At 29.5% G+C, this 19,801-nt stretch carries 21 protein-coding genes and 2 pseudogenes; 5 read left to right on the top strand and 18 right to left on the bottom strand.

What is annotated here, in order from left to right; all coding sequences use genetic code 11:
- Nucleotides 1–123: 123 nt before the first annotated feature.
- The 5 genes from DW761_RS19625 to srtB are packed head-to-tail and all read right to left on the bottom strand — an operon-like array spanning nucleotide 124 to nucleotide 2,633.
- Nucleotides 124–408 (bottom strand): hypothetical protein, encoded by a 285-nt coding sequence (locus tag DW761_RS19625; RefSeq protein ID WP_117453519.1) that lies wholly within the window; start codon nucleotides 406–408, stop codon nucleotides 124–126.
- 21 nt (nucleotides 409–429) lie between these two features.
- Nucleotides 430–633, bottom strand: coding sequence for a hypothetical protein (locus DW761_RS19620; protein ID WP_117453518.1), 204 nt, complete (start codon nucleotides 631–633; stop codon nucleotides 430–432).
- Nucleotides 581–1,642: an XRE family transcriptional regulator gene (locus DW761_RS19615; protein WP_117453517.1), complete on the bottom strand. Its 1,062-nt coding sequence runs from the start codon at nucleotides 1,640–1,642 to the stop codon at nucleotides 581–583. Before DW761_RS19615 ends, DW761_RS19620 begins: the two co-directional genes overlap by 53 nt.
- 8 nt (nucleotides 1,643–1,650) lie before the next feature.
- Complete coding sequence (locus DW761_RS21720) at nucleotides 1,651–1,776, bottom strand: hypothetical protein (RefSeq protein ID WP_255411932.1); 126 nt, start codon at nucleotides 1,774–1,776, stop codon at nucleotides 1,651–1,653.
- A gap of 59 nt (nucleotides 1,777–1,835) precedes the next feature.
- Nucleotides 1,836–2,633: a class B sortase gene (gene srtB, locus DW761_RS19610; RefSeq protein ID WP_117453516.1), complete on the bottom strand. Its 798-nt coding sequence runs from the start codon at nucleotides 2,631–2,633 to the stop codon at nucleotides 1,836–1,838.
- 183 nt (nucleotides 2,634–2,816) lie between these two features.
- Between srtB and DW761_RS19605 the strand changes: the two genes are divergently transcribed.
- Genes DW761_RS19605 through DW761_RS19585 form a run of 5 tightly spaced genes read left to right on the top strand, consistent with a single transcriptional unit; the run spans nucleotide 2,817 to nucleotide 6,677 of the window.
- The gene (locus DW761_RS19605) at nucleotides 2,817–3,086 is read left to right on the top strand and encodes an autorepressor SdpR family transcription factor (protein ID WP_117453515.1); all 270 of its coding nucleotides are present in this window, start codon (nucleotides 2,817–2,819) and stop codon (nucleotides 3,084–3,086) included.
- Nucleotide 3,087: 1 nt separating this feature from the next.
- The gene (locus DW761_RS19600; protein ID WP_158552332.1) at nucleotides 3,088–3,735 is read left to right on the top strand and encodes an SdpI family protein; all 648 of its coding nucleotides are present in this window, start codon (nucleotides 3,088–3,090) and stop codon (nucleotides 3,733–3,735) included.
- A 17-nt stretch (nucleotides 3,736–3,752) separates the two neighbouring features.
- Complete coding sequence (locus DW761_RS19595) at nucleotides 3,753–4,478, top strand: ABC transporter ATP-binding protein (protein WP_117453513.1); 726 nt, start codon at nucleotides 3,753–3,755, stop codon at nucleotides 4,476–4,478.
- Entirely contained in the window at nucleotides 4,471–6,117 is a 1,647-nt protein-coding gene (locus DW761_RS19590) for a putative ABC transporter permease subunit (RefSeq protein WP_117453512.1), read from the top strand. Before DW761_RS19595 ends, DW761_RS19590 begins: the two co-directional genes overlap by 8 nt.
- 5 nt (nucleotides 6,118–6,122) lie before the next feature.
- On the top strand, nucleotides 6,123–6,677 hold the full coding sequence (locus DW761_RS19585; protein ID WP_117453511.1) for a DUF3783 domain-containing protein: 555 nt from the start codon (nucleotides 6,123–6,125) through the stop codon (nucleotides 6,675–6,677).
- A gap of 306 nt (nucleotides 6,678–6,983) precedes the next feature.
- On the opposite strand, the gene DW761_RS21565 is transcribed toward DW761_RS19585, so the two are convergent.
- The 13 genes and pseudogenes from DW761_RS21565 to DW761_RS19515 form a co-directional block, all read right to left on the bottom strand.
- Nucleotides 6,984–7,121, bottom strand: coding sequence for a hypothetical protein (locus tag DW761_RS21565; protein ID WP_158552732.1), 138 nt, complete (start codon nucleotides 7,119–7,121; stop codon nucleotides 6,984–6,986).
- A gap of 950 nt (nucleotides 7,122–8,071) precedes the next feature.
- Nucleotides 8,072–9,457, bottom strand: coding sequence for a lipopolysaccharide biosynthesis protein (locus tag DW761_RS19580; RefSeq protein WP_117453510.1), 1,386 nt, complete (start codon nucleotides 9,455–9,457; stop codon nucleotides 8,072–8,074).
- Nucleotides 9,450–10,646, bottom strand: a complete 1,197-nt coding sequence (locus DW761_RS19575; protein ID WP_117453509.1) for a Coenzyme F420 hydrogenase/dehydrogenase, beta subunit C-terminal domain — start codon at nucleotides 10,644–10,646, stop codon at nucleotides 9,450–9,452. Before DW761_RS19575 ends, DW761_RS19580 begins: the two co-directional genes overlap by 8 nt.
- Nucleotides 10,647–10,762: 116 nt before the next feature.
- A complete protein-coding gene (locus DW761_RS19570; protein WP_117453508.1) occupies nucleotides 10,763–11,887 on the bottom strand; it encodes a polysaccharide pyruvyl transferase family protein in 1,125 nt (374 codons plus the stop codon).
- A gap of 15 nt (nucleotides 11,888–11,902) precedes the next feature.
- Nucleotides 11,903–12,991 carry an EpsG family protein gene (locus DW761_RS19565; protein WP_117453507.1) on the bottom strand — a complete coding sequence of 363 codons (1,089 nt, stop codon included), beginning with the start codon at nucleotides 12,989–12,991 and terminating at the stop codon, nucleotides 11,903–11,905.
- Nucleotides 12,992–13,429: a serine O-acetyltransferase gene (locus DW761_RS19560; protein WP_117453506.1), complete on the bottom strand. Its 438-nt coding sequence runs from the start codon at nucleotides 13,427–13,429 to the stop codon at nucleotides 12,992–12,994. It abuts the gene before it with no gap.
- A gap of 14 nt (nucleotides 13,430–13,443) precedes the next feature.
- The gene (locus DW761_RS19555; protein WP_117453505.1) at nucleotides 13,444–14,529 is read right to left on the bottom strand and encodes a glycosyltransferase; all 1,086 of its coding nucleotides are present in this window, start codon (nucleotides 14,527–14,529) and stop codon (nucleotides 13,444–13,446) included.
- A 3-nt stretch (nucleotides 14,530–14,532) separates the two neighbouring features.
- Nucleotides 14,533–15,315, bottom strand: a complete 783-nt coding sequence (locus DW761_RS19550) for a glycosyltransferase family 2 protein (RefSeq protein ID WP_199483635.1) — start codon at nucleotides 15,313–15,315, stop codon at nucleotides 14,533–14,535.
- A pseudogene (locus tag DW761_RS21560) lies at nucleotides 15,302–16,107 on the bottom strand (ATP-grasp fold amidoligase family protein). Before DW761_RS21560 ends, DW761_RS19550 begins: the two are co-directional and overlap by 14 nt.
- 100 nt (nucleotides 16,108–16,207) lie before the next feature.
- Nucleotides 16,208–17,452, bottom strand: a complete 1,245-nt coding sequence (locus DW761_RS19535; protein ID WP_117519098.1) for a nucleotide sugar dehydrogenase — start codon at nucleotides 17,450–17,452, stop codon at nucleotides 16,208–16,210.
- A gap of 28 nt (nucleotides 17,453–17,480) precedes the next feature.
- Complete coding sequence (locus tag DW761_RS19530; RefSeq protein ID WP_158552330.1) at nucleotides 17,481–17,918, bottom strand: hypothetical protein; 438 nt, start codon at nucleotides 17,916–17,918, stop codon at nucleotides 17,481–17,483.
- A gap of 292 nt (nucleotides 17,919–18,210) precedes the next feature.
- Nucleotides 18,211–18,342, bottom strand: a pseudogene (locus DW761_RS19520) (sugar phosphate nucleotidyltransferase); the annotation flags it as partial.
- Nucleotides 18,339–19,796 carry an LCP family protein gene (locus DW761_RS19515; protein WP_117519097.1) on the bottom strand — a complete coding sequence of 486 codons (1,458 nt, stop codon included), beginning with the start codon at nucleotides 19,794–19,796 and terminating at the stop codon, nucleotides 18,339–18,341. The gene DW761_RS19515 and the pseudogene DW761_RS19520, both read right to left, overlap by 4 nt.
- Nucleotides 19,797–19,801: the final 5 nt, after the last annotated feature.

Raw genomic sequence — 19,801 nt, 5'->3', positions numbered from 1 at the left:
CAACCAGTATTAATATCTCAATTGTTAGTCGTCTGCTTTTTTTATTGAACATGGGAAACCACCTCATCCAAGTGTATGCGAAAAAGCAAAAAAAAGTAGTTTTTCTACTTTTTTCATGTTTCCTTAGTGATTGGTTTCTTTCAAAATATACCTTGTATTTTTTGACGCACCAATCCTTGTGATTATATTTTTATCTATCATTTCTTTTAATATCGCACGTGCCCTTCTTTGTTTTACTCCTAATAGATTTTCCACTTCAACCGTGGTAACTTCACCTTTTTCTACAATTCGTTTATAAATAATTTGTTGCTGCTTTGTTAACTCGACTTTAATATAGTTGCCAACACTTTTTAGTAATCCATTATCACTTTCCGGCACTTTTTCGGCACTTTTTCGGCACTTTGCCATCGCTTTCCGGCATCTCTATTTTTAGATATCTATATCATTTTTTCTTTGAATTTCTTCAATTTTGTTTTCAATAAACGTCACAACATCCATCAGTTTTAAATCATCAGAATGGATCATCAAACGATCTAATTGAAGAGATTCACCTATCAGAATACATAATCCACCTTTTTCTTCATTCCCTGTAAACTGATAACGAACACCAAGGAATTCTCCTTGTATAATCATCCGTATCTGTATCTTGTTTGATTACTTCTTTTTCCCCATGAAGAATCAATTCACTTAATTCTATGGAACGCATATAAATATAATTTTCCAGTATTTTTAATCGCTCATCACTCAAATTATAGTGTGGATGCTTATAGAAATGAAAATTATACAGTTTCTTTAGATATTTTATATCCTCATGATCACAAAACCATGTAATCAGTTTTTCATGCGTTGCTCCAAGCGCTGATTGACTATGTGCTATCTTGTATTCATCAAAGCGTTTTTTATTCATGATATCTTCATCTTTCAAATAAGAGAATAATGAAATACCATGGTCAAATAAAGGCGCAAACCCTGTAAATTTATTTGTTGCATTATTTTTTAGTAATCCAAAATTGCCAAAGTGACGATCTTCATTTAATATCAATGCATCAAACAAAATCATGTGCTTAAAATCTTTTACAAAGCCTAACTTTTTGACTTTATCCACTAGGCATGAAATAGAATATTCTTCCAATACATGACCAATAGGTACATAAGATATATCTTTTGATGTAAAGTTTTCACAAACAGATGCCAATATGCCTTTCCAAATTTCTAAATCATATGAAACATGTATAATTCCCATAGCCTTCGCTACTTGTGCTGCATAACATTCTGAATAAGGTTCTCTTCCTCCATTTGAATATAGTTCTGCATTTATTCCCCCTTTATATAAATATAAAGTATTTTGCACTCTTTTCCATGCTTTTGGCAACATACCATTGGTTGTCATTTCTGGACTAGGGCTAAGTTCTTTAAGTGTTTCACTGTATCCGGTAAATGCCACCAAGCTTAATGCCTCTGAAAAACTATTATCATAAAGATTATAATCATCAAAGCGTCCATGAAAGTCTTCTTCTACCACCCAATAGATATCATTCACAGACAATGCCATGCAGATTTTCAAAGATTCTTCTAAGTCATTTTCATTTAATCCCTGACTCATCAATATTTCTTTTACAAACGCTCGATTACGAGGAATCATTCTGCTCTTCAACCATAATCAAATACATCCTTGCTTTTCCATAATATTTCCACAATCATTTCATCATAAAAATTCTTATGCATCTCAAACTTGATAAGCTCTTTATCATATTTTTTTAAAATAAACACACTCATTTTTAAACCTCCCTTCTTTACAAAATCAGGCACAAAGTCATTTCTTCGTGCCTTTTATATTATTTTTTATTTTCTTTTACTTTATATTCTCCATTCCATGGTACCATCTTCGCATGCAACAAATATCTGGCATCACTTGCTTCCCCATTAACTTCATAGGAACAGGTTGATAATGTAATCATACGATCACTTGCATTCATTTCGACATCTCGTTTGTTTTCTGCCAAGCCTTTAATCATATCAATATATGCTAAATAGCTTTGTTCATCTCCGGAATATGTGGTATAAGATGGACTGCCATCTTTTGTAGAATACATACTGATGACTTCACAACGATAATTGCCATCTGGTGTAAACAGATATACATATGGATGAGATGTATAGAATCCAGCATCCTTAAAATTTTCTAATTCCGCAAACATCGTTCCATGTTTAACATTATGTCCAAAAATAAAAGTGTTATTATCCTTAAATTCACCATTTGCCTGATAATCCATGAAAATCGCACCCGCATAGTTTTCAGCCTTTAAAAAAGTATGTGTCAAATAGAAAGAATTATCACTTCCATGAACGATGGGATAATTGATATCCGTATCAGGAATAATGATCCATCCAACAATTTCAGGATTTGCTTCTTTTAAAGCCTTCCAGTTGATTGTAAAAGGTTCTTCTTCCGGTTTCGGTTTTTCTGGTATCTCTGCAATATTAATTAATTCCGCTTTTTCTTTTCCTTCTTCATGATTTTGAGAAAATATATCATACAGCTGGTATCCACTATAAATGAACACCCCCAGTGCAATTACAAATAAAATACGCCATATCCATGGATTTTTCTTTTTTCCTGATTTTTTACTCATGCGAATCACTCCTCGTGTTTTATTTTACCATATATTTTACATACTGCCATTCCATTTGATATAATAAGAAAAATAAGATTTATGCAAATAGATAAGAAATGTGCAATTTTGATTTACAAAGTTTTTTGATTGTGCTATCATACATTTAGACATTTATCTAAATGTTCTAGTCGAGGTGATGAAATGGGATTTCAGGAAACTTTTAAAGCGTTATCTGATCCTACTAGAAGGGAGATCATCACGTTGTTGAAGGATGGAAAAATGAGTGCTGGTGAAATCGTCTCGCACTTTTCTATGACAAACGCAACTATCTCCCACCATCTGTCAGTTCTTAAGCAGGCTGATTTGATCAGTGATGAGCGAATCGGCAAGCATATTTATTATGAGCTGAATACCAGTGTGATTGATGAAATCATAGGATGGATCACATCTTTGAGGAAAGGAAATGAATGATATGGGGAAACAGAAAATCTTTTATGTATTATTCTTTGGCATGATCATTGTGAACCTTTTATTTTACACAAAACTGCCTGATCAAATTCCTGTCCATTGGAATTTAAACGGTCAGATTGATGATTATGCATCAAAATTATTTATCTTCTTTCCAGCAGTATTCTTATTATTGATGAAAATCGGTTTTGCTATCTTGAAGTATATTGATCCAAAAGGCAGCAACTACGAACGTTTCAAACATACATTGGAAGTGATTCAATTAGCAGTTTACCTATTTATTTTTTGTTTATGGGTAATCACGTGGGTTGCATGTTTTGATCCTGATTTAATCAATATCTCTTTTATGATGAGTTTATTATGTGGTGCTGTATTCACAATCATGGGTAATTTGATGCCAAAGTTTAAAACAAATTATTTCATTGGTATCAAAACACCATGGACATTATCCAATGAAACCGTATGGATGAAAACCCATCGCATGGCAGGAAAGCTTTGGTTCTTTGGTGGAATCCTGATGATTATCATAACTATGTTTCTTAAAAGCAGTCACATGATCATGGACTTATTTATGATTACTATTTGTATATTAGCAATTGCTCCTTGTATCTACTCTTATGTATTATATCGTAAAATCACACAAAACGTGTGAAAGAAAGGATGAACAACATGATTGAAATTAAAAATGTCACAAAAGTATATGGAGGAAAACATAAAGCCGTTGATGCTATTTCATTAACGATACCAACTGGTGAAATCATAGGCTTTATCGGACCAAATGGTGCAGGTAAAACCACAACGATCAAAATGATTACTGGTGTATTGAATCCAGATGAAGGGGAAATTTTAATCAATGGCAAAAACATTGTAAAAGAGCCATTAGAAGCAAAAAAAGAATTTGGCATCGTACCTGACAACGCAGATATCTTCTTGCGTTTAAAAGGAATCGAATATTTAAATTTTATGGGCGATATTTATGAAGTAGAAAGCAATGTAAGAAAAGAGCGTATTGCACATCTTGCGAAAGTATTTGAAATGGAAAATGCTTTAAATGATAAGATCTTATCTTATTCTCATGGTATGCGTCAGAAAATTGTCATTATGGGTGTATTGATTTCTGATCCAAATGTATGGATTCTGGATGAACCAATGACTGGTCTTGATCCACAATCTTCTTACTCATTAAAAGAAATGATGAAGGAGCATGCTGCCAAAGGCAATACAGTATTCTTCTCTACTCACGTTTTGGAAGTTGCGGAAAAGCTTTGTGATAAAGTTGCGATCATTGATAAAGGTCATATCATTTTCTTTGGCACTTTGGAAGAATTACAAGCACAGCATCCTGATTGTGATTCTCTGGAATCCTTATTCTTAGAGGTCATTCAACATGCGTAAGTTTTTATCTCTGACCAAAGTTCTTGTCAAGAATACAATGGGGTCATTAACGGATGGAAAAAGTAAAAAAGGATTCCAGATCTTTATGTATATCATCTTATTCATCTGTTGTTTCCCTATGGTATTTGTATTCTATTACATGTTTGATGAACTAATTAAAGTCTTAGCACAAATTCACCAGGAAGGTGTAATGATTGGTTTTGGATTCCAGATTGCAAATTTCGTCACATTCTTATTTTCTATCTTTCTGATTCCAAGTGTCTTTTATTTCAGTAAAGACAGTGAAACATTATTGTCCCTGCCTATTAAGCCACAGACCATTCTGGCAAGTAAGTTTACGGTCTGTCTGATTTATGAATATATATTCTCTTTGGCAGTTGCGATTCCCTTACTTGTGGCATATGTACACAATGTAGATGTTACCCCTTTATTCTATATTTTTGCTGTGATTGTAGTTTTAACACTACCTGTTTATCCACTAATTTTAAGCAGTATCATTTCAATGTTAGTTATGCGTTTTGTGCCATTCTTTAAGAATCGTGATCGTTTTAATATGATTGGTGGTATCGTAGCAGTTATAATCGCCATGGGATTTAGTTATTTCATGAATTCTGAGAGTATGCAAAATATAGAGCCACAACAGTTGATATCTATCTTGATGGATGGAAATAATTCCTTGATCAATATGTTGTCTTTGATCTTCCCTGGTGTCCCATACGCCGCAAAGGCCTTGTATAACGCTGATATTCTCTCATTTATCATAAATATCGTTATCACCATTGCCGCAGTAGCATGCTTCTTGTTTATTGGCAAAATGGTATATTTCAAAGGTGCTATTGGATTTAATGAAACCGGAAGCAATCGTAAGAAATTATCTGACAAAGAATTTGATAAAACAACACATCAGAAAAACAAGGTACAGACCTATATGATGAAAGAATTCAAATTATTGATCCGCACCCCTGTATATTTCTTGAATTGTATTGGTACAAGTGCTATCATGCCTATTGTATTTATCATCATATACTTTACAAGTGCATCGGACATAGATTTATCTGCATTATCAGGATTCTCTTTTGAAGGCTTTTTGCCTTATGCCGTTTTAATTGGTCTTGCTGGTGGTATCCTGTTTGCGAATATGAATCTGATTTCAGCGACAGCTATTTCTCGTGAAGGCAGCAATGTGATGTTTATGAAATACATTCCGATGGAATTTAAGCAGCAGATTCATGCGAAAACAAACTGCGGTATTATCGTTTCCCTGATTTCCATGCTGGTTACGGTAATTATCGCCTATGTGATTTTCCCTTACCTGCCAATCTATTATTATATTGTTTGTTTCTTGGCAAGTATCATTACGACACTTTTAGGAAATTATGCTGGTATCTTAGTAGATATGGCACATCCAAAGCTTGTTTGGGAACAGGAAGCTGCCGCTGTTAAACAAAACATGACCGCAATGATTGCCATGATGGGTGGTATGGCTTTATGTGGTTTAATGGTATTTGCAGTATTTATGTTACCATTTGATGATATCACAATGACTACTACCCTTGTTACTGTGGTATGTATTGCTTTAACACTTGTACTTCGTATACTTGTTGATAAATCCGCAAAAAAACTATTTGAAAGGATTTAATACACATGAAAAACGTACTATTATATTTTGGTGCAAACCCTGAAAAGAAAGACAATGTTTGTAAAATATTAGAAGATTTACATTTAACTCCGATTGTTGTAAGTGATGAAGAAAACAGCCAGCAGGTGGGATATCTGATGAAACTTGCAGACTTTACGAAGCAATCAGAAAAAGGTGAACGTATCGCTATGGATTTGATGGTATTTGAAGACGTGGATGATGATACCATTAGAGAATTCACAAAATTCAGTAAGTTATTACATTGTGAAATGCCACAAAAAGCAATGCTTACCGAACACAACAAAAACTGGAAGCTATGTGATCTATTACAAGAAATCGAAAAGGAACACGCCTATTTCGCTTATGTAGAAAAGATTCACACCATGTTAAATGAAAGTCAACATCTAATCATTGATGATTATACCAAAGACTCCTGGAAAGCTTACGAAACAGCCTTCTACGCAGCCTATGATGCCATCCAGAAGCAATGTTCTATGGATGAGATAAAAGCTGTCTATGAGCGTTTCTATAAGGCTAAGGAAGGATTGAAAAAAGCATAAAAATAAACCCCGTCAAAATGAATTGGCGGGGTTTATTTTATATATTGCCTTTTAGATATGAGATGATATCTACTATTTGAATATTATTCGTTGATAGTTTTTTCGCAAGGCTTATTAACTGATTATATGTTAACTCATTACATTTTTCAATATCAAGCAAGATGCGGTATGCAATAGATAACTCATTAATAGAAAAGCCATATTTTTCATGAAACAGTTCTTCTTAATTTGCTAAATACATTGCCTTATATTGTAATTTCCAATACATTCCACATGCCTTTTGTCTAACTTTATCATCGCTACTCTCTAATGATTTTTCTCTACAATCTTTTTCACCATGGAATCATCAAAGATAAGTTCTTGTTCATACTCTTTCATGGATGCCTTGTAAAAGTCATGAAATTTTTCTTTAAATGCATGAAATGCATCTACAACATCTGTCATTAGATTAATTTACAAAACTCAACATTTTTCTTTAGTTCTTCTTCTGTCATATTCTTGGGAATCATACTCATGTTCCTCCTATTCTTTAAGGAAATTATAACACTCAGTATTTTCTGCTTCAATATAATATTTTTAAAAATTAATTAATTGGCGCCTGAAACGATTGTTTTCGGTTCTAACCATAAAGTAAAGACAACATGATATTTTAGAAGATTTACATTTAACTTTAATTCAAAAAGTGATATGTTGTATTTGAAGATGCTAATGATGACATTAGAAAATTCACGAAATTTACTAAACTACTTCATTGTGAAATGCAAAAAAACTATATTCATCAAACATAACAAAAACTGGAAGTTGTAGGATCTATTAAAAGAAATAGAAAAAGAACACGTCTATTTCTCTTATGTAGAAAAGATTTATAGCTCATTAAAAATGAAAAGAGCAAAAACTGTCTATGAGCGTTTCTACGGACTAAAACGATTGTTTAAAAAAATCTGAAAAATTGATAATGTAATTCTTATTAGCATATTAAAAAATTATTATCCTATATGTACACAACAAAACGCATTTAATTTCATATTTCTTATTTTTAACCTAATTCAACAAATCCAGTTTATTCATTACTACATTCTTCATTAATTTTATTTTTCATTTGTAATATAATTGATTCAATTTGATGTTTTTTTTACATTCATCTTCTCGGATGTTAATTATATTGCTTCAATATTCTATTTGTTCTTCCATATTTTGTCTTGGCATTAACAGTACCTCCTTCATCTTATTTGAATTTTATAAGATTCAGTTAACGTTTACTAGCTACGAGTTATTTGATGTTTACTTCGTAAAATAGTCCTAAAAAAAGACACAGATCATAATTTTCTGTGTATTCTATACTTTGTTCTGATAATATTCTATTAAAAACAGCATTTACAAAAAGTAATATGATACTATTTTAGTTTAACTAATTTTAATATATATTTAAAATTTAATAAACACTCAACTAATGCAATTAAAATCATCATAATTGTACAATATACGTTTTTTTGATAAAATAATGCAAATATAACTATCATTAATATAACGCTTTTAAACATATATTTTCTATCCAAATGGATATCAATCATTTTTTTGATGTCAAAATGTCGATAAATAGCCATAACAGCATACGCAATTAAAGTTGAAATTGATGCAGCATATAAACCAATATAACTAATTAACAATAGATTAATTATTATATTAACGATAGCTGAAACAATTGATGTATTCATTACCTGTTTCGTCATTTTTTTTGCAATGTATATAGCACTATATAATCCAACCGCAACATTGAAAATCATTGCAACTATTAATATTGGTACATTGTCTAAAGCTGCATTATATTTATCATCTATGAACAATCTGAATACTATTGGCATTACTGCAATCAAAAGCATACCTAGACAAGTAAATGCTTTTAATACTATATTAATCACATTAGATATGAATCTATTACTATCATTTTCATTTACATGTAAACTAACTGATTCAGCCCATGATAGCTGAAATACGTTAAACACACCTATAAAAAGAGAAGAGAACTTATTAGATACAGCATAAATACCATTTGCCGATACACTAAGCATTATTGATATAATTGTTCTATCCGATGCATTCACTATCCACCATGATATACCATTTGGAATTAATGGTATTGAATATGATAATATTTCTTTCAAATAGTTTAATCTTATAGCATTAAACGATATATATTTTTTTAAATCTAGAGAATAGAAAAGATAACTAATAGTCATAATATTTGCTATTATCATACTCAAAAGCATTCCGTCAGCTTCCATTTTTAAAACTGGAATAAAAATTACATTTAAAAAAACCGTAGTTATACCATTGATGCAACAAGATATTGAATAATTAATATTTTTCCCTAAACCTCTAGAAACTTGAATAAAATATTGAGAAAAATAACTCATAATTATCACAATATATATTAAATATTTGTATTTAATATTAAGAAAGAAAGAAAGTGGAATAAATAAAATAGTGCAAAAAATTGCAATAACTGTTAAAGTAAAAAGAATGGTAGTAATAATGCGTTTCGATTCTTCAATATCTTTTCTTTTATCAACTAAAAATCTAAATGCTGCCATTTCTAAATCAAGTGATAGTATAGGTACAAACAACGATATATAAGTAATTACTAAATCAACTATTCCAAATTCAGATGAAATTAAATACTTTGTATATAATGGTAATAATAAAATCGTGATAAACTGTGTACAAGCTTTCCCAATAAAGATTATAATGGTATTTTTTACCAGTTCTTTATTTTTATTCATTGATTAATCCTCTACGCTTATACTTTTCACTAAATAGTTTATTTCTAATAAATCTAGGTAGTAGATAAGCATGATCATTTATAAAAAATGACAATTTTCTTTTTGAACTAGTATATTGTTCTGTATAGTATTTATTAATACAGTAATTATATCCTTCTTTTTCATAATCTAGCCAAAAATCAGTATACAATTTATTTTTCTTGAATGCGCTTGTTAAACATTTATTACCATTTTTTGCTTCAATGAAATTTTTTTCAAACAATTTTACATTTGGTAACTTTTTAATAAGATTATTCCCTTTTTCTGAATTTATTAATATTAAAGAAATTCCTTTTTCATCATTACGTAGTTGCCTTGTTTCAGAAACATATCCCCAAAAATCTGCTAATGTTATATCAGATACTCTCTCTTCACCAACATATTTGCATGTGTCGCATACGTCATTTGTTATCAAGTCGGTCAAAAACAATCTCAAATATGGATCAACACAAGTATTTTTTTCATATACTCTATTATCCTTCAGATCAATTCTCATACTAAATACATTCCAACTTGGTTTTTTATATCTAAAATTTATATTATCAATCTTAGTTAATTTGTTATCTTGTAAATAATCATTAAATACTCTTGGAGATGGTGCTCCGTGACACAAAACATCAATTGTAATTAAATTTTCATATTCTTTTCGTAAATATTTTTTTAAGCCTGCGATTTGACAAGCAACACCACTAAATAAAACAAATTTCCCTTGTATTAAGTCCTTTTCAACATCAATAAATATATTTCCGACATAACTTTGAACGTATTTACTACCTTGTGATTTCTTTATATCATTAATATTTACAAAACGTTCGTGCTTTATTAAATTTCTATCGTCTATGCTAACGCCATAAACAATTCCGCCAATTGAAATAATTACTGAAGCCATCTCAAAAAATAGACCTCCGGAACTACTTTTTTCTCTAACACTATCGTTTTTTGTCCATCCTGCATAGCATTTTTCCCATTTACTTTTACTTATTTCACTTAATTCTGGACAAACATGCTCACATTGATGACAACCAACACATAATGAATCATCAATTAACGGAATGTAAAACCCTTTTGTATTTTGAGAAATTTGAATAGCATTTTTTTTACATGTAGAATAACATGCCATGCATCCAGTACATCTTTTTGGTAAGTTCATAACTACAAAATTCACTCCTTAACTCTTCTAGAAAATATTTTAAAAGAAAAAAATCAAACTCTTTATAAAAATTTTCATTTGGTTTAATACAATAATTAGATAACATCTATAATGATTTAAATTTTTTCAAAAATACTCTTAAGTTTATCGTAGTATTCTCGTTTAAAATAAGGTTTAATTTCAGTATTATTTTGCGAAGATATTATATTACTTGCTAAATTACTAATATTTTTAATATCATCGCAGTAAAAGGCATAATCATCATATATGTTCTTAAACCACTTTACTCCTGTTGAAACTTTGTGATCTTTTGTTTTCATAACAATTACAGGTGTATTTGAAATTAAAGAAAAAATAGTACCATGATATCTATCTGTAATCATTAATTTATAATTTGCAAAAGTATCAATTTTTTTCCATACAGCAGTTTGAATGGAATTTGAGTTTATATCAATTAATTCACGATCATTTGTATCAGTAACATTTACAGATGATATTTTTCTTAAATCATTTTCTAAAGCAGAAATTTCTCCATAAGAATAATATTTTTCTCCATCATTCCTTACACACAACGCTATGCCATTTCTCTCTTGAGAGTATACTTTTTTACCGATTAGTGTTGTAACAATATCTGGAAATAATTCAATATTGATACCTTTAAAATTTTGACTTGCATAATCATAAGATAGTTGGTCTCTAGTCAATAAAAGCAATCGTTCACATTTTTTTAAAGTTTCATACATACTTAACATATTGTTATTATTTTCATATAAAATTGTTTGCGGAAAAATCAAAACTCTATTCTTATAAAATTCATTCAATATAGTTAATCGAACTTTATCATCTGGATGACCGTCCGTCATCGTATATCCACTTTGAAAAATAATAACATGTTCTTCTTTTAAGTACTTTTTCATTAGATCAAGCATTTTCTTATTAAATCTATTTACGACTGCTGATGGAATTTCTATCACCCTAAAATTCGAATAATTTTCCTTACACCAATTTTCAATACACATTCTTTGTGCTAAATCACCTAAATTGTTATGTTCTGGTGCACAAAAATACCATATTATATTTTCTTTCTCAATAGTATTAATGTCACTACAAACACGAGCAAACATTTTTTTTACTTTTGGATAAGACTTTACACTTCTAAAGTATATTACTGGAATCTTAATGATTTTTTTTATGTTTTTATTTTTATTCAAGAAAAAAGTGATTTTATTTTTTAAATCCATTCTATTTATCTCCTTCTATTCCCAAAAAACATATGGAATAATACCAGACCAATATGGTCTATATACCAAAATAATTATATAGTAACTTAAGCAAATAATTATCAATATAACAACAAATAATCGTCTATTATTTATTGATTTGAAAGTAAATATCATATTAGGGATTGTAATACAATTGATAATTGAAAAATAGACAGCCATTCTATCCAATATTGCTCCATTAATTGAAACAAAACTGATGACGCAAGACAACAGTGAACAATAATAACCTATTTTCAAAATACTAGATTTATTATTCTCATAATTTCTTTTATATGAATAATTAACAAATACAAAGAAAAGAAATTGCAGAATAGCTTTTAAAATTGTTCCAATTTGATTTTCTAAATAGTATTTATCTGAAGTCAAATAAGATGTATATTTAGGTACAATTCTTATCACTAGATTTATCAGCTGATTAGCAAATAATGTAGATATCAATGCAACTGCAATAATTATTCTTCGATTACTATTTGTAATTTCAATTTTCATTAATGGATATAATAGAATTGTTATAATAGCAGAAGAATGAAATAAAGATGCTAAAATTACTAAACCAAGAAATTTAAATCTTTTTTGTTTTTCCAAACAAACAATAGCTAAAAATACAAATCCTATAGCTAAATATTGTCTTAATAAACACATTGAATTTGAATAATACATTAATCCAACAAACATTAATAAAGACATCCATGGATATTTAGACTCTTTATAAAAGAAATAATATGTCATTAGAAGAATTAGGACTGAACTAAAGAATAACAAAAGGTGTGGATTATCACTTAATTGCTTAATCATTACATTAAAAAATCTATAGCCTACCTCAAATCTATCTACATAATATACAAACATATCTTGAATTGATTTTACAGCATTAAACGCCCTTACATACATATTAGTATCTGTACCAATACTTAATCCACGACAACCTGAAACAATCAATAAACTAATAAATGTAATGCATAAATATACTCTGGAATATAATTTTTTATTTTTATAATTACTATCATAAAGGATAATTGCAAGTAACAAAATCAAAAAAATAAGAAATAAAAAAATAGTCATTTATTTATCCTCTATTTTTTTTATGACCTTTGCAGGAATACCAACTGCAACTGAATTACTTTCTATATCATTTAGGACCACAGCATTTGCACCAATTGCAACATTATCTCCGATTTTTATTTTTCCAAGAACGACTGCACCTGTGCCTATTAATACATTATCACCAATTACAGGAGCCCCTGGTTTTCCACTTCTACCACCAATAACTACATTTGATTGTATTTTACAGTTTCTACCAATAATTGCCTCTTCATGTAGCACAACTCCACTTGCTCCATGTGGAAATATTGTACCATCACCTATACTTGCTTTATATGGTATTGTAGCTCCACAAATAATCCTAATTGACATTTTTATAATCTTTGGCAAAATTGGTATTTTATGTTCATATAACCATCTTGAAATTTTATAAATTTTTAGTACACCTTTATTCTCCATAAACTTCTCCTTCACTAATTATAAATTGATAGCCATTTGATTGCTGTGTTTTTTATATCAAAATTATCATAACATATTGATTTTGTTTTTTTATTTTTGCATTCTTTTATCGTACTTATCCATTTAGCATCGTCATTAATGGATATATAGCTAACATTTCCTAAATTTGCTTCTTTACTAACATTATCATTTGCAATGCAAATACATTTATCATTTACTATTTGTTGTTCAATTAATACTACAGGTAATCCTTCACCGTATTTAGATGGTAACAAATGGCAATCAAAAAGAGACATGTAATCATTTACATTTTTAACTTTACCCGTGAATACTACGTTATTAATACTTTCATCAATAACTTTTTTTTCTAAATTATTAAATAAAGGCCCTGATCCAATCAATATAAATAAATATTTATCCGAATCCAATTTTTTTGCTAAATCTATAGTATATTCGAAATTTTTCATATCATTAAATCTTCCAACTTGACCAACTACGATTTTTGAATCGGATATACCGTATTTCTTTCGTATATCATCCACTTCATTCTTGTCAATTGTCTTATATTTTTGAATATCTAATCCATTATACAACATATCTACATCAGCATTTTGAAAAAATAAATTATCAGCAGCAACTTTGCTGCATGCCACTAATTTTGTTGAATATCTATTAATTAATAACTTACATATTGGAAGATATATTATTTTTTTTAACTTACTGCACTTTCTTTGAACATCTGATGTGTGTGAATGACATATTCTGGTATTTACATTGCATTTTTTTGCAGCGTATAAACCAACACAAGATTGAAATGACGTATGAAAATGAATAATGTCATATTTATTATTTTTCAAGATACTTAATATTAATCTATAATACTTTAAAACACCAATTTTTCTTACATCACCTTCTAAAATGAATATATTTGATCCTTTTTTCCTTAATTTTTCAACCAGTTCCAAATCACAACCATCATGGGTAATAAAATCGAACATAAATTGTTCGTTACCGTTTTCTTGAGCATTTAAAACATTTAAGATCGCTGTTGTATCTCCACCATTTCCCAAAAAACCGACAACATGCAAAATTTTTTTCATTCACTACTCTCCTTTATTTTTGAGGTAAATTCTTTTTATACTTGCGTGGTAAGCCCAACCAAAAATACATCTAATAGATTTAAATATACTTAACTTTTCAACGCCCCTATATAAATACCAAGTTCTTTTTAATGCATTTAATTTGTTACTACTTAAAGAATTATTCACACGTCTATATGCAGCTAACACTTCGTTTTGACCATTAAACTTAACACCATTCTTCAACATTTGAAGCCAAGTTGCAGAATCTTGGCCTCTTCTAACATTAGGCATGACAAGTAGTTTCTTATTAACTTTTTGTAAATCAATAAATACACCAACTGTCTGAATAATTGTATTGCTCAACAACTGATTATAAGTAATAGATTTTGGCATTTTGACAATTTTATTTAATTTAGAACCATCTTCATTAATTTTTTCGTAATCACAACAAATAAATTGCGCGTTGTTTTCATTAACGTAATTCACCTGTTTTTCTAATTTTTCAACATACCATAAATCATCTGCATCTAAATATGCAATATATCTACCTGTAGATAATTCTAATCCTTTATTTCTAGCCACAGCAGCTCCACTGTTGCATTCTAAACAATAGTACCTAATCCTATTATCTAATTCTTCATACTTCTTGATTATTGTAGCCGAATTATCAGTAGAACAATCATCAACCAAAATCAGTTCCCAATCTTTATAACTTTGATTAATTACACTTTCTATAGTTTCCGATATTAATCCTGAAGCATTATATACAGGTGTTATAATTGAAACCTTACTATTCATTTCCATATGTATTTCCTCCCAAACTTCTTATCTTTAGTTTATTTCCAAAATATAAATCATAATGATCTAGAGAAAAAGGCATAAAATCAGAGCAAGGAGAAAACGTAAGCTCCGAAAAATATATTTTCTCATTTATACAGAATAAATCCACTCTTACAAAATCAAAATCAGCAGATAAATCTCTTGCTATTTTTTCCATTTCTTTAATCTTTTTAGGCAATCTTATTTTACCTTTTATTGGGTCATGATCTTTTCTGGTAAAAGGCGAAACTTTTCCATCCATATCAAAAAAAGTTGCTTGCATATTTCTAAAACTTCCTTCAGGAGCTACAGATACATAGAACATTAATGGTTCCCCATTAAAACAAAAAACTTATAATCTTTAATCTCATCTTCCAGGAATTTTTCGCAAATAATCTTTCTTTTAATTTTGCTATAATGAGGCTCTACAGAAACAAGCCCAAAATCTTCATTTATCCATCTATTTAGTTTTACTTTTGCAGCCTTGTAATCAAAAACGTTTTTATCATTACATAAAATGTTATAACCAGCGCCATGATTGCATTTTAAAACAAATTTTTGAGGAAGATTTTCCCATTTGATTTCGTCTACAGAATTACATGAAAAATACAAATCATTTAATAAATAATCGTAACCTTTCTCTCTTATATATTCTCGCACCAGATATTTATCTGTACATTTAATTACTAATTCATTATTTTGATAATTATTAAGCTTAAGCCAGTTAATTTTATCGTTAAATGTTTTAGGATTTTTAATATTTAGTTTTTTATGCATTCTTACTCTATACATTATTTTGTTCGAAAATACAGGAGAAATTCTAGAGACACATTTTCTTAAAATTCTAATAATATTTTTCATTTTATTCATTAGTTCTTTAATCCCTTCTAAATAAATCTCTTGTGTATACTTTATTTTCAATATCATTTAGACACTCATCATATCTATTTGCAACAATTGCATCACTTTGTTTTTTAAAAATTTCTAAATCATTTACAATCTCACTTCCAAAGAACGTTTCACCATTTTTTAAAGTAGGTTCATAAATAATTACTTTTGCGCCTTTAGCTTTGATACGTTTCATTACACCTTGTATAGACGATTGTCTAAAGTTATCTGAATTAGACTTCATTGTTAATCTATATACACCAACGGTAATATCTTTTTCATTAGATGAATCATATTCGTTGTTATCTTGATAACTGTAATATCCTGCTTTTTCTAAAACACGATCTGCAATAAAGTCTTTTCTTGTTCTATTTGATTTAACAATTGCACTCATCATATTTTGTGGTACATCTTGGTAGTTAGCTAATAATTGTTTTGTATCTTTAGGCAAACAATATCCACCATATCCAAATGATGGATTATTATAATGCGTACCTATCCTAGGATCTAAACATACTCCGTTAATAATTTGTTTAGTATCTAGACCTTTCATTTCTGCATAAGTATCTAACTCATTAAAATAAGATACACGTAAAGCTAGATAAGTATTTGCAAATAGCTTAACTGCTTCAGCTTCAGTAAATCCCATAAATAATGTATCAACATTATCTTTAATTGCACCTTCTTGAAGAAGTTCAGCGAACACATGAGCTGCCTCCAAAAGTCTATCATCATTTATATCTGTTCCAACAATAATTCTTGAAGGGTATAAGTTATCATATAAAGCTTTTGATTCTCTTAAAAATTCAGGAGAGAAAATAATATTTTTACTTCCTGTTTTTTCACGAATACTTTGTGTATAACCTACAGGTATTGTTGATTTAATAACCATAATAGCATCTGGATTAATTTCCATTACTAATTTAATTACTGATTCAACAGCACTTGTATCAAAGAAGTTTTTCTTTGAATCATAGTTAGTAGGTGCTGCAATAACTACAAATTTAGCATCTTTATATGCTTCAATTGCATCTAATGTAGCTATTAAGTTTAATTTTTTTTCAACTAAGTATTTTTCAATATAATCATCTTTAATAGGCGATTTTTTATTGTTAATTAATTCTACTTTTTCTGGGATAATATCAACCGCAACAACTTCATGATGTTGAGCTAATAATGTGGCAATACTTAATCCTACATATCCTGTTCCTGCTACTGCTATTTTATAACCCATATAATCATTCCTTCCGATTTGATTTTCACTATTTTAAACATACTCTATTACAATCTTCGAACCAATCATTAAAAGATTCTTCTAGTATCCAATGAAATTGATATCCTGAATTTTTCAATTTGTCACCATTGATGTTTGTACTAACCATTATTTTTTTAACTCTAGCCGGATGAATACCAACTGCTTTACCACCAATAGGACCCACAATTGCAGCAACTCCCATTAAAAATTTATCATTTACACTAGGAATCCAACTATTCATTCCAGTAGCTTTTTTCATTGTTTCACAAATTTGTTCAATATTATAGGCTGGTTCAAACATACAATTCCATACTCCAGATTTCCCATTTTCTAAACTCCACATAAAGAAATGAACTAACTCTTTAACATAGATACATGCTTTAATAGTATCTTTTCTAGTATAGAAGAAATAATGTTTTTTAATTCCAGAGTAAAGACGTGCCATATTTCCATGTTCTCCTTTACCATACACAATACCAAGCCTTTTTTATTTATGGTTGGCACAGTTCTAAGGTTTACTCCCTTATATTCATTTGAAGTATTACCATCAAACTCCTGTCCACTTACATGATGACCTCTTCTATTGAAACATGTAATACTATGGCCTAAGGCAACTATCCTTGTACTTAATTCTTCTACAACGATTTCTACACCCCCTCTCTTGATGGAATTCTTTTTTGCCCTAACATTGCTATTCCTAATTTTTCTTTCAAAATTTATTTATCAAAAAGCAGAAGGATCCCAGCGCTCATCAATAATGGATAATATATAATTGATTTATCATAAATAAGAAGCAATTTTTTAGAAATCACCATGATTAATGGATACAATCTTTTCCCTGATCCTCCTGCTAATATAATTTCTTTCATTTCTTTACTTCATTTTGTTTGATGATTTCATTTATAAATATTTTTGCAGAACTAATAGAATCAGTATACGGTCGCATAACATAAAGTGGTGTACTTCCATATGAGTATGTAGGCACCATATCTCCTTTACCATCTACCAAAGTGCTTTGCACATCCCATTTCGCCATATCATTTATCTGCATTTGTATTAATGCTGTTATCTCATCTGTTTTCATGTTTGTTTGAAACATACCTTGTACTGCATTCAAGATTGATTCATAATTCTTAATGATATTGGTCGTTGTCATCTTATTGATCATTGCACGAATGACTTCCTGTTGATTTTCTCCACGATGACGATCTCCTGCATTATAAGCATATCGCTCTCTCGCAAATCCTAATGCACATCTTCCATCCACATGGTTTTCACCTTGTTTAATATTACATCTTGGTCCATTGCGTAAGTTAACATCTTGATCTGAATTGATGTCAATACCACCTAATGCATCTACCATCGTTGTTAAAGTATCAAAATTGATTCTAATATTGTAGTTGATATCTACTCCAAGAATATTTTCAATAGTGGCCTGGCTTACTTCAACTCCATACAATCCAGCATGTGTCAGCTTATCCATTGCTCCAGTTTCACATACACCATCATGGCATTGTAAAGGTACATAATAATCACGTGGTATAAAGACTAATCCAATCTTTTTCTTCACCGGATTGACTGCCATTAACATATTGACATCGCTACGACTTGTTGTTGTAATAGGCCCTGTTGTATCGATTCCTGAAATATAAACAATAAAACTTTCTTTTGTGACAGAAGCTGATTTTAGATTTTCAATCGTTTTTTGTTTATCCAATGTATAAATTACCTTTGTTTCAGATTCAAACTTTTTATCAATCAGATTAAAGCTATCACGAAATCCTTCATTCATGATGATGGCATCTGTTTTATCATTTAATAGATCTTGAAGCATTTCTTCACCACTTGCATATTCCGTTTTTGATACCTGATTTGAGAATTTTTCATTCAAACGGTTTAACATAAAATCTGTATTCTCACGATCTATGTTTTTCATAATACCAAACTGTTTTCCATCTAAATCTTCTATCTTCTGGAATGCACTGTCTTTCTTCACTAAGACAGAAACAGTAGTTGTTTGAATATTTCCATTTGAGATTTTATTGATAGTTTCTTGAGCTTTATTGATAACTTTTACATTCACAAAAATCATCAACACACTTAAAAAAATCGCTAATACTTTACTATCTATTTTCACTGTTTTATTCGTTTTGCTAGACAATTGCATAAAGATAACTAATCCTAATAAAACAGCTAATATCAATATAACGATTGCTAGGTATTTCAATGGCAATAATTTGTAAACACTATATGTTAAAACAAGACTTACAATTAACTGTATGATCCAGAAAATATGCTTTCCTATCTTCTTTATATTCTCCATGTAAG

Source organism: Absiella sp. AM29-15 (genome assembly GCF_003434225.1).
Taxonomy (GTDB): Bacteria; Bacillota_I; Bacilli_A; order Erysipelotrichales; family Erysipelotrichaceae; genus Hoskinsella; species Hoskinsella hominis.
Note: the sequence above shows the minus strand (reverse complement) of the source record. Positions and strands in the feature narration are given on the sequence as shown.

What these genes read in the sequence shown, in the direction of transcription:
- srtB (WP_117453516.1), bottom strand. Translation starts at nt 2,633, where the DNA reads ATGAGTAAAAAATCAGGAAAAAAGAAAAATCCATGGATATGGCGTATT.
- DW761_RS19605 (WP_117453515.1), top strand. Translation starts at nt 2,817, where the DNA reads ATGGGATTTCAGGAAACTTTTAAAGCGTTATCTGATCCTACTAGAAGG.
- DW761_RS19575 (WP_117453509.1), bottom strand. Translation starts at nt 10,646, where the DNA reads ATGAACTTACCAAAAAGATGTACTGGATGCATGGCATGTTATTCTACA.
- DW761_RS21720 (WP_255411932.1), bottom strand. Translation starts at nt 1,776, where the DNA reads ATGAGTGTGTTTATTTTAAAAAAATATGATAAAGAGCTTATCAAGTTT.
- DW761_RS19555 (WP_117453505.1), bottom strand. Translation starts at nt 14,529, where the DNA reads ATGAAAAAAATTTTGCATGTTGTCGGTTTTTTGGGAAATGGTGGAGAT.
- DW761_RS19595 (WP_117453513.1), top strand. Translation starts at nt 3,753, where the DNA reads ATGATTGAAATTAAAAATGTCACAAAAGTATATGGAGGAAAACATAAA.
- DW761_RS19625 (WP_117453519.1), bottom strand. Translation starts at nt 408, where the DNA reads ATGGCAAAGTGCCGAAAAAGTGCCGAAAAAGTGCCGGAAAGTGATAAT.
- DW761_RS19615 (WP_117453517.1), bottom strand. Translation starts at nt 1,642, where the DNA reads ATGATTCCTCGTAATCGAGCGTTTGTAAAAGAAATATTGATGAGTCAG.
- DW761_RS19535 (WP_117519098.1), bottom strand. Translation starts at nt 17,452, where the DNA reads ATGGGTTATAAAATAGCAGTAGCAGGAACAGGATATGTAGGATTAAGT.
- DW761_RS19550 (WP_199483635.1), bottom strand. Translation starts at nt 15,315, where the DNA reads ATGGAAATGAATAGTAAGGTTTCAATTATAACACCTGTATATAATGCT.
- DW761_RS19585 (WP_117453511.1), top strand. Translation starts at nt 6,123, where the DNA reads ATGAAAAACGTACTATTATATTTTGGTGCAAACCCTGAAAAGAAAGAC.
- DW761_RS21565 (WP_158552732.1), bottom strand. Translation starts at nt 7,121, where the DNA reads ATGACAGATGTTGTAGATGCATTTCATGCATTTAAAGAAAAATTTCAT.
- DW761_RS19515 (WP_117519097.1), bottom strand. Translation starts at nt 19,796, where the DNA reads ATGGAGAATATAAAGAAGATAGGAAAGCATATTTTCTGGATCATACAG.
- DW761_RS19590 (WP_117453512.1), top strand. Translation starts at nt 4,471, where the DNA reads ATGCGTAAGTTTTTATCTCTGACCAAAGTTCTTGTCAAGAATACAATG.
- DW761_RS19620 (WP_117453518.1), bottom strand. Translation starts at nt 633, where the DNA reads ATGATTATACAAGGAGAATTCCTTGGTGTTCGTTATCAGTTTACAGGG.
- DW761_RS19600 (WP_158552332.1), top strand. Translation starts at nt 3,088, where the DNA reads ATGGGGAAACAGAAAATCTTTTATGTATTATTCTTTGGCATGATCATT.
- DW761_RS19570 (WP_117453508.1), bottom strand. Translation starts at nt 11,887, where the DNA reads ATGGATTTAAAAAATAAAATCACTTTTTTCTTGAATAAAAATAAAAAC.
- DW761_RS19565 (WP_117453507.1), bottom strand. Translation starts at nt 12,991, where the DNA reads ATGACTATTTTTTTATTTCTTATTTTTTTGATTTTGTTACTTGCAATT.
- DW761_RS19530 (WP_158552330.1), bottom strand. Translation starts at nt 17,918, where the DNA reads ATGGCACGTCTTTACTCTGGAATTAAAAAACATTATTTCTTCTATACT.
- DW761_RS19580 (WP_117453510.1), bottom strand. Translation starts at nt 9,457, where the DNA reads ATGAATAAAAATAAAGAACTGGTAAAAAATACCATTATAATCTTTATT.
- DW761_RS19560 (WP_117453506.1), bottom strand. Translation starts at nt 13,429, where the DNA reads ATGGAGAATAAAGGTGTACTAAAAATTTATAAAATTTCAAGATGGTTA.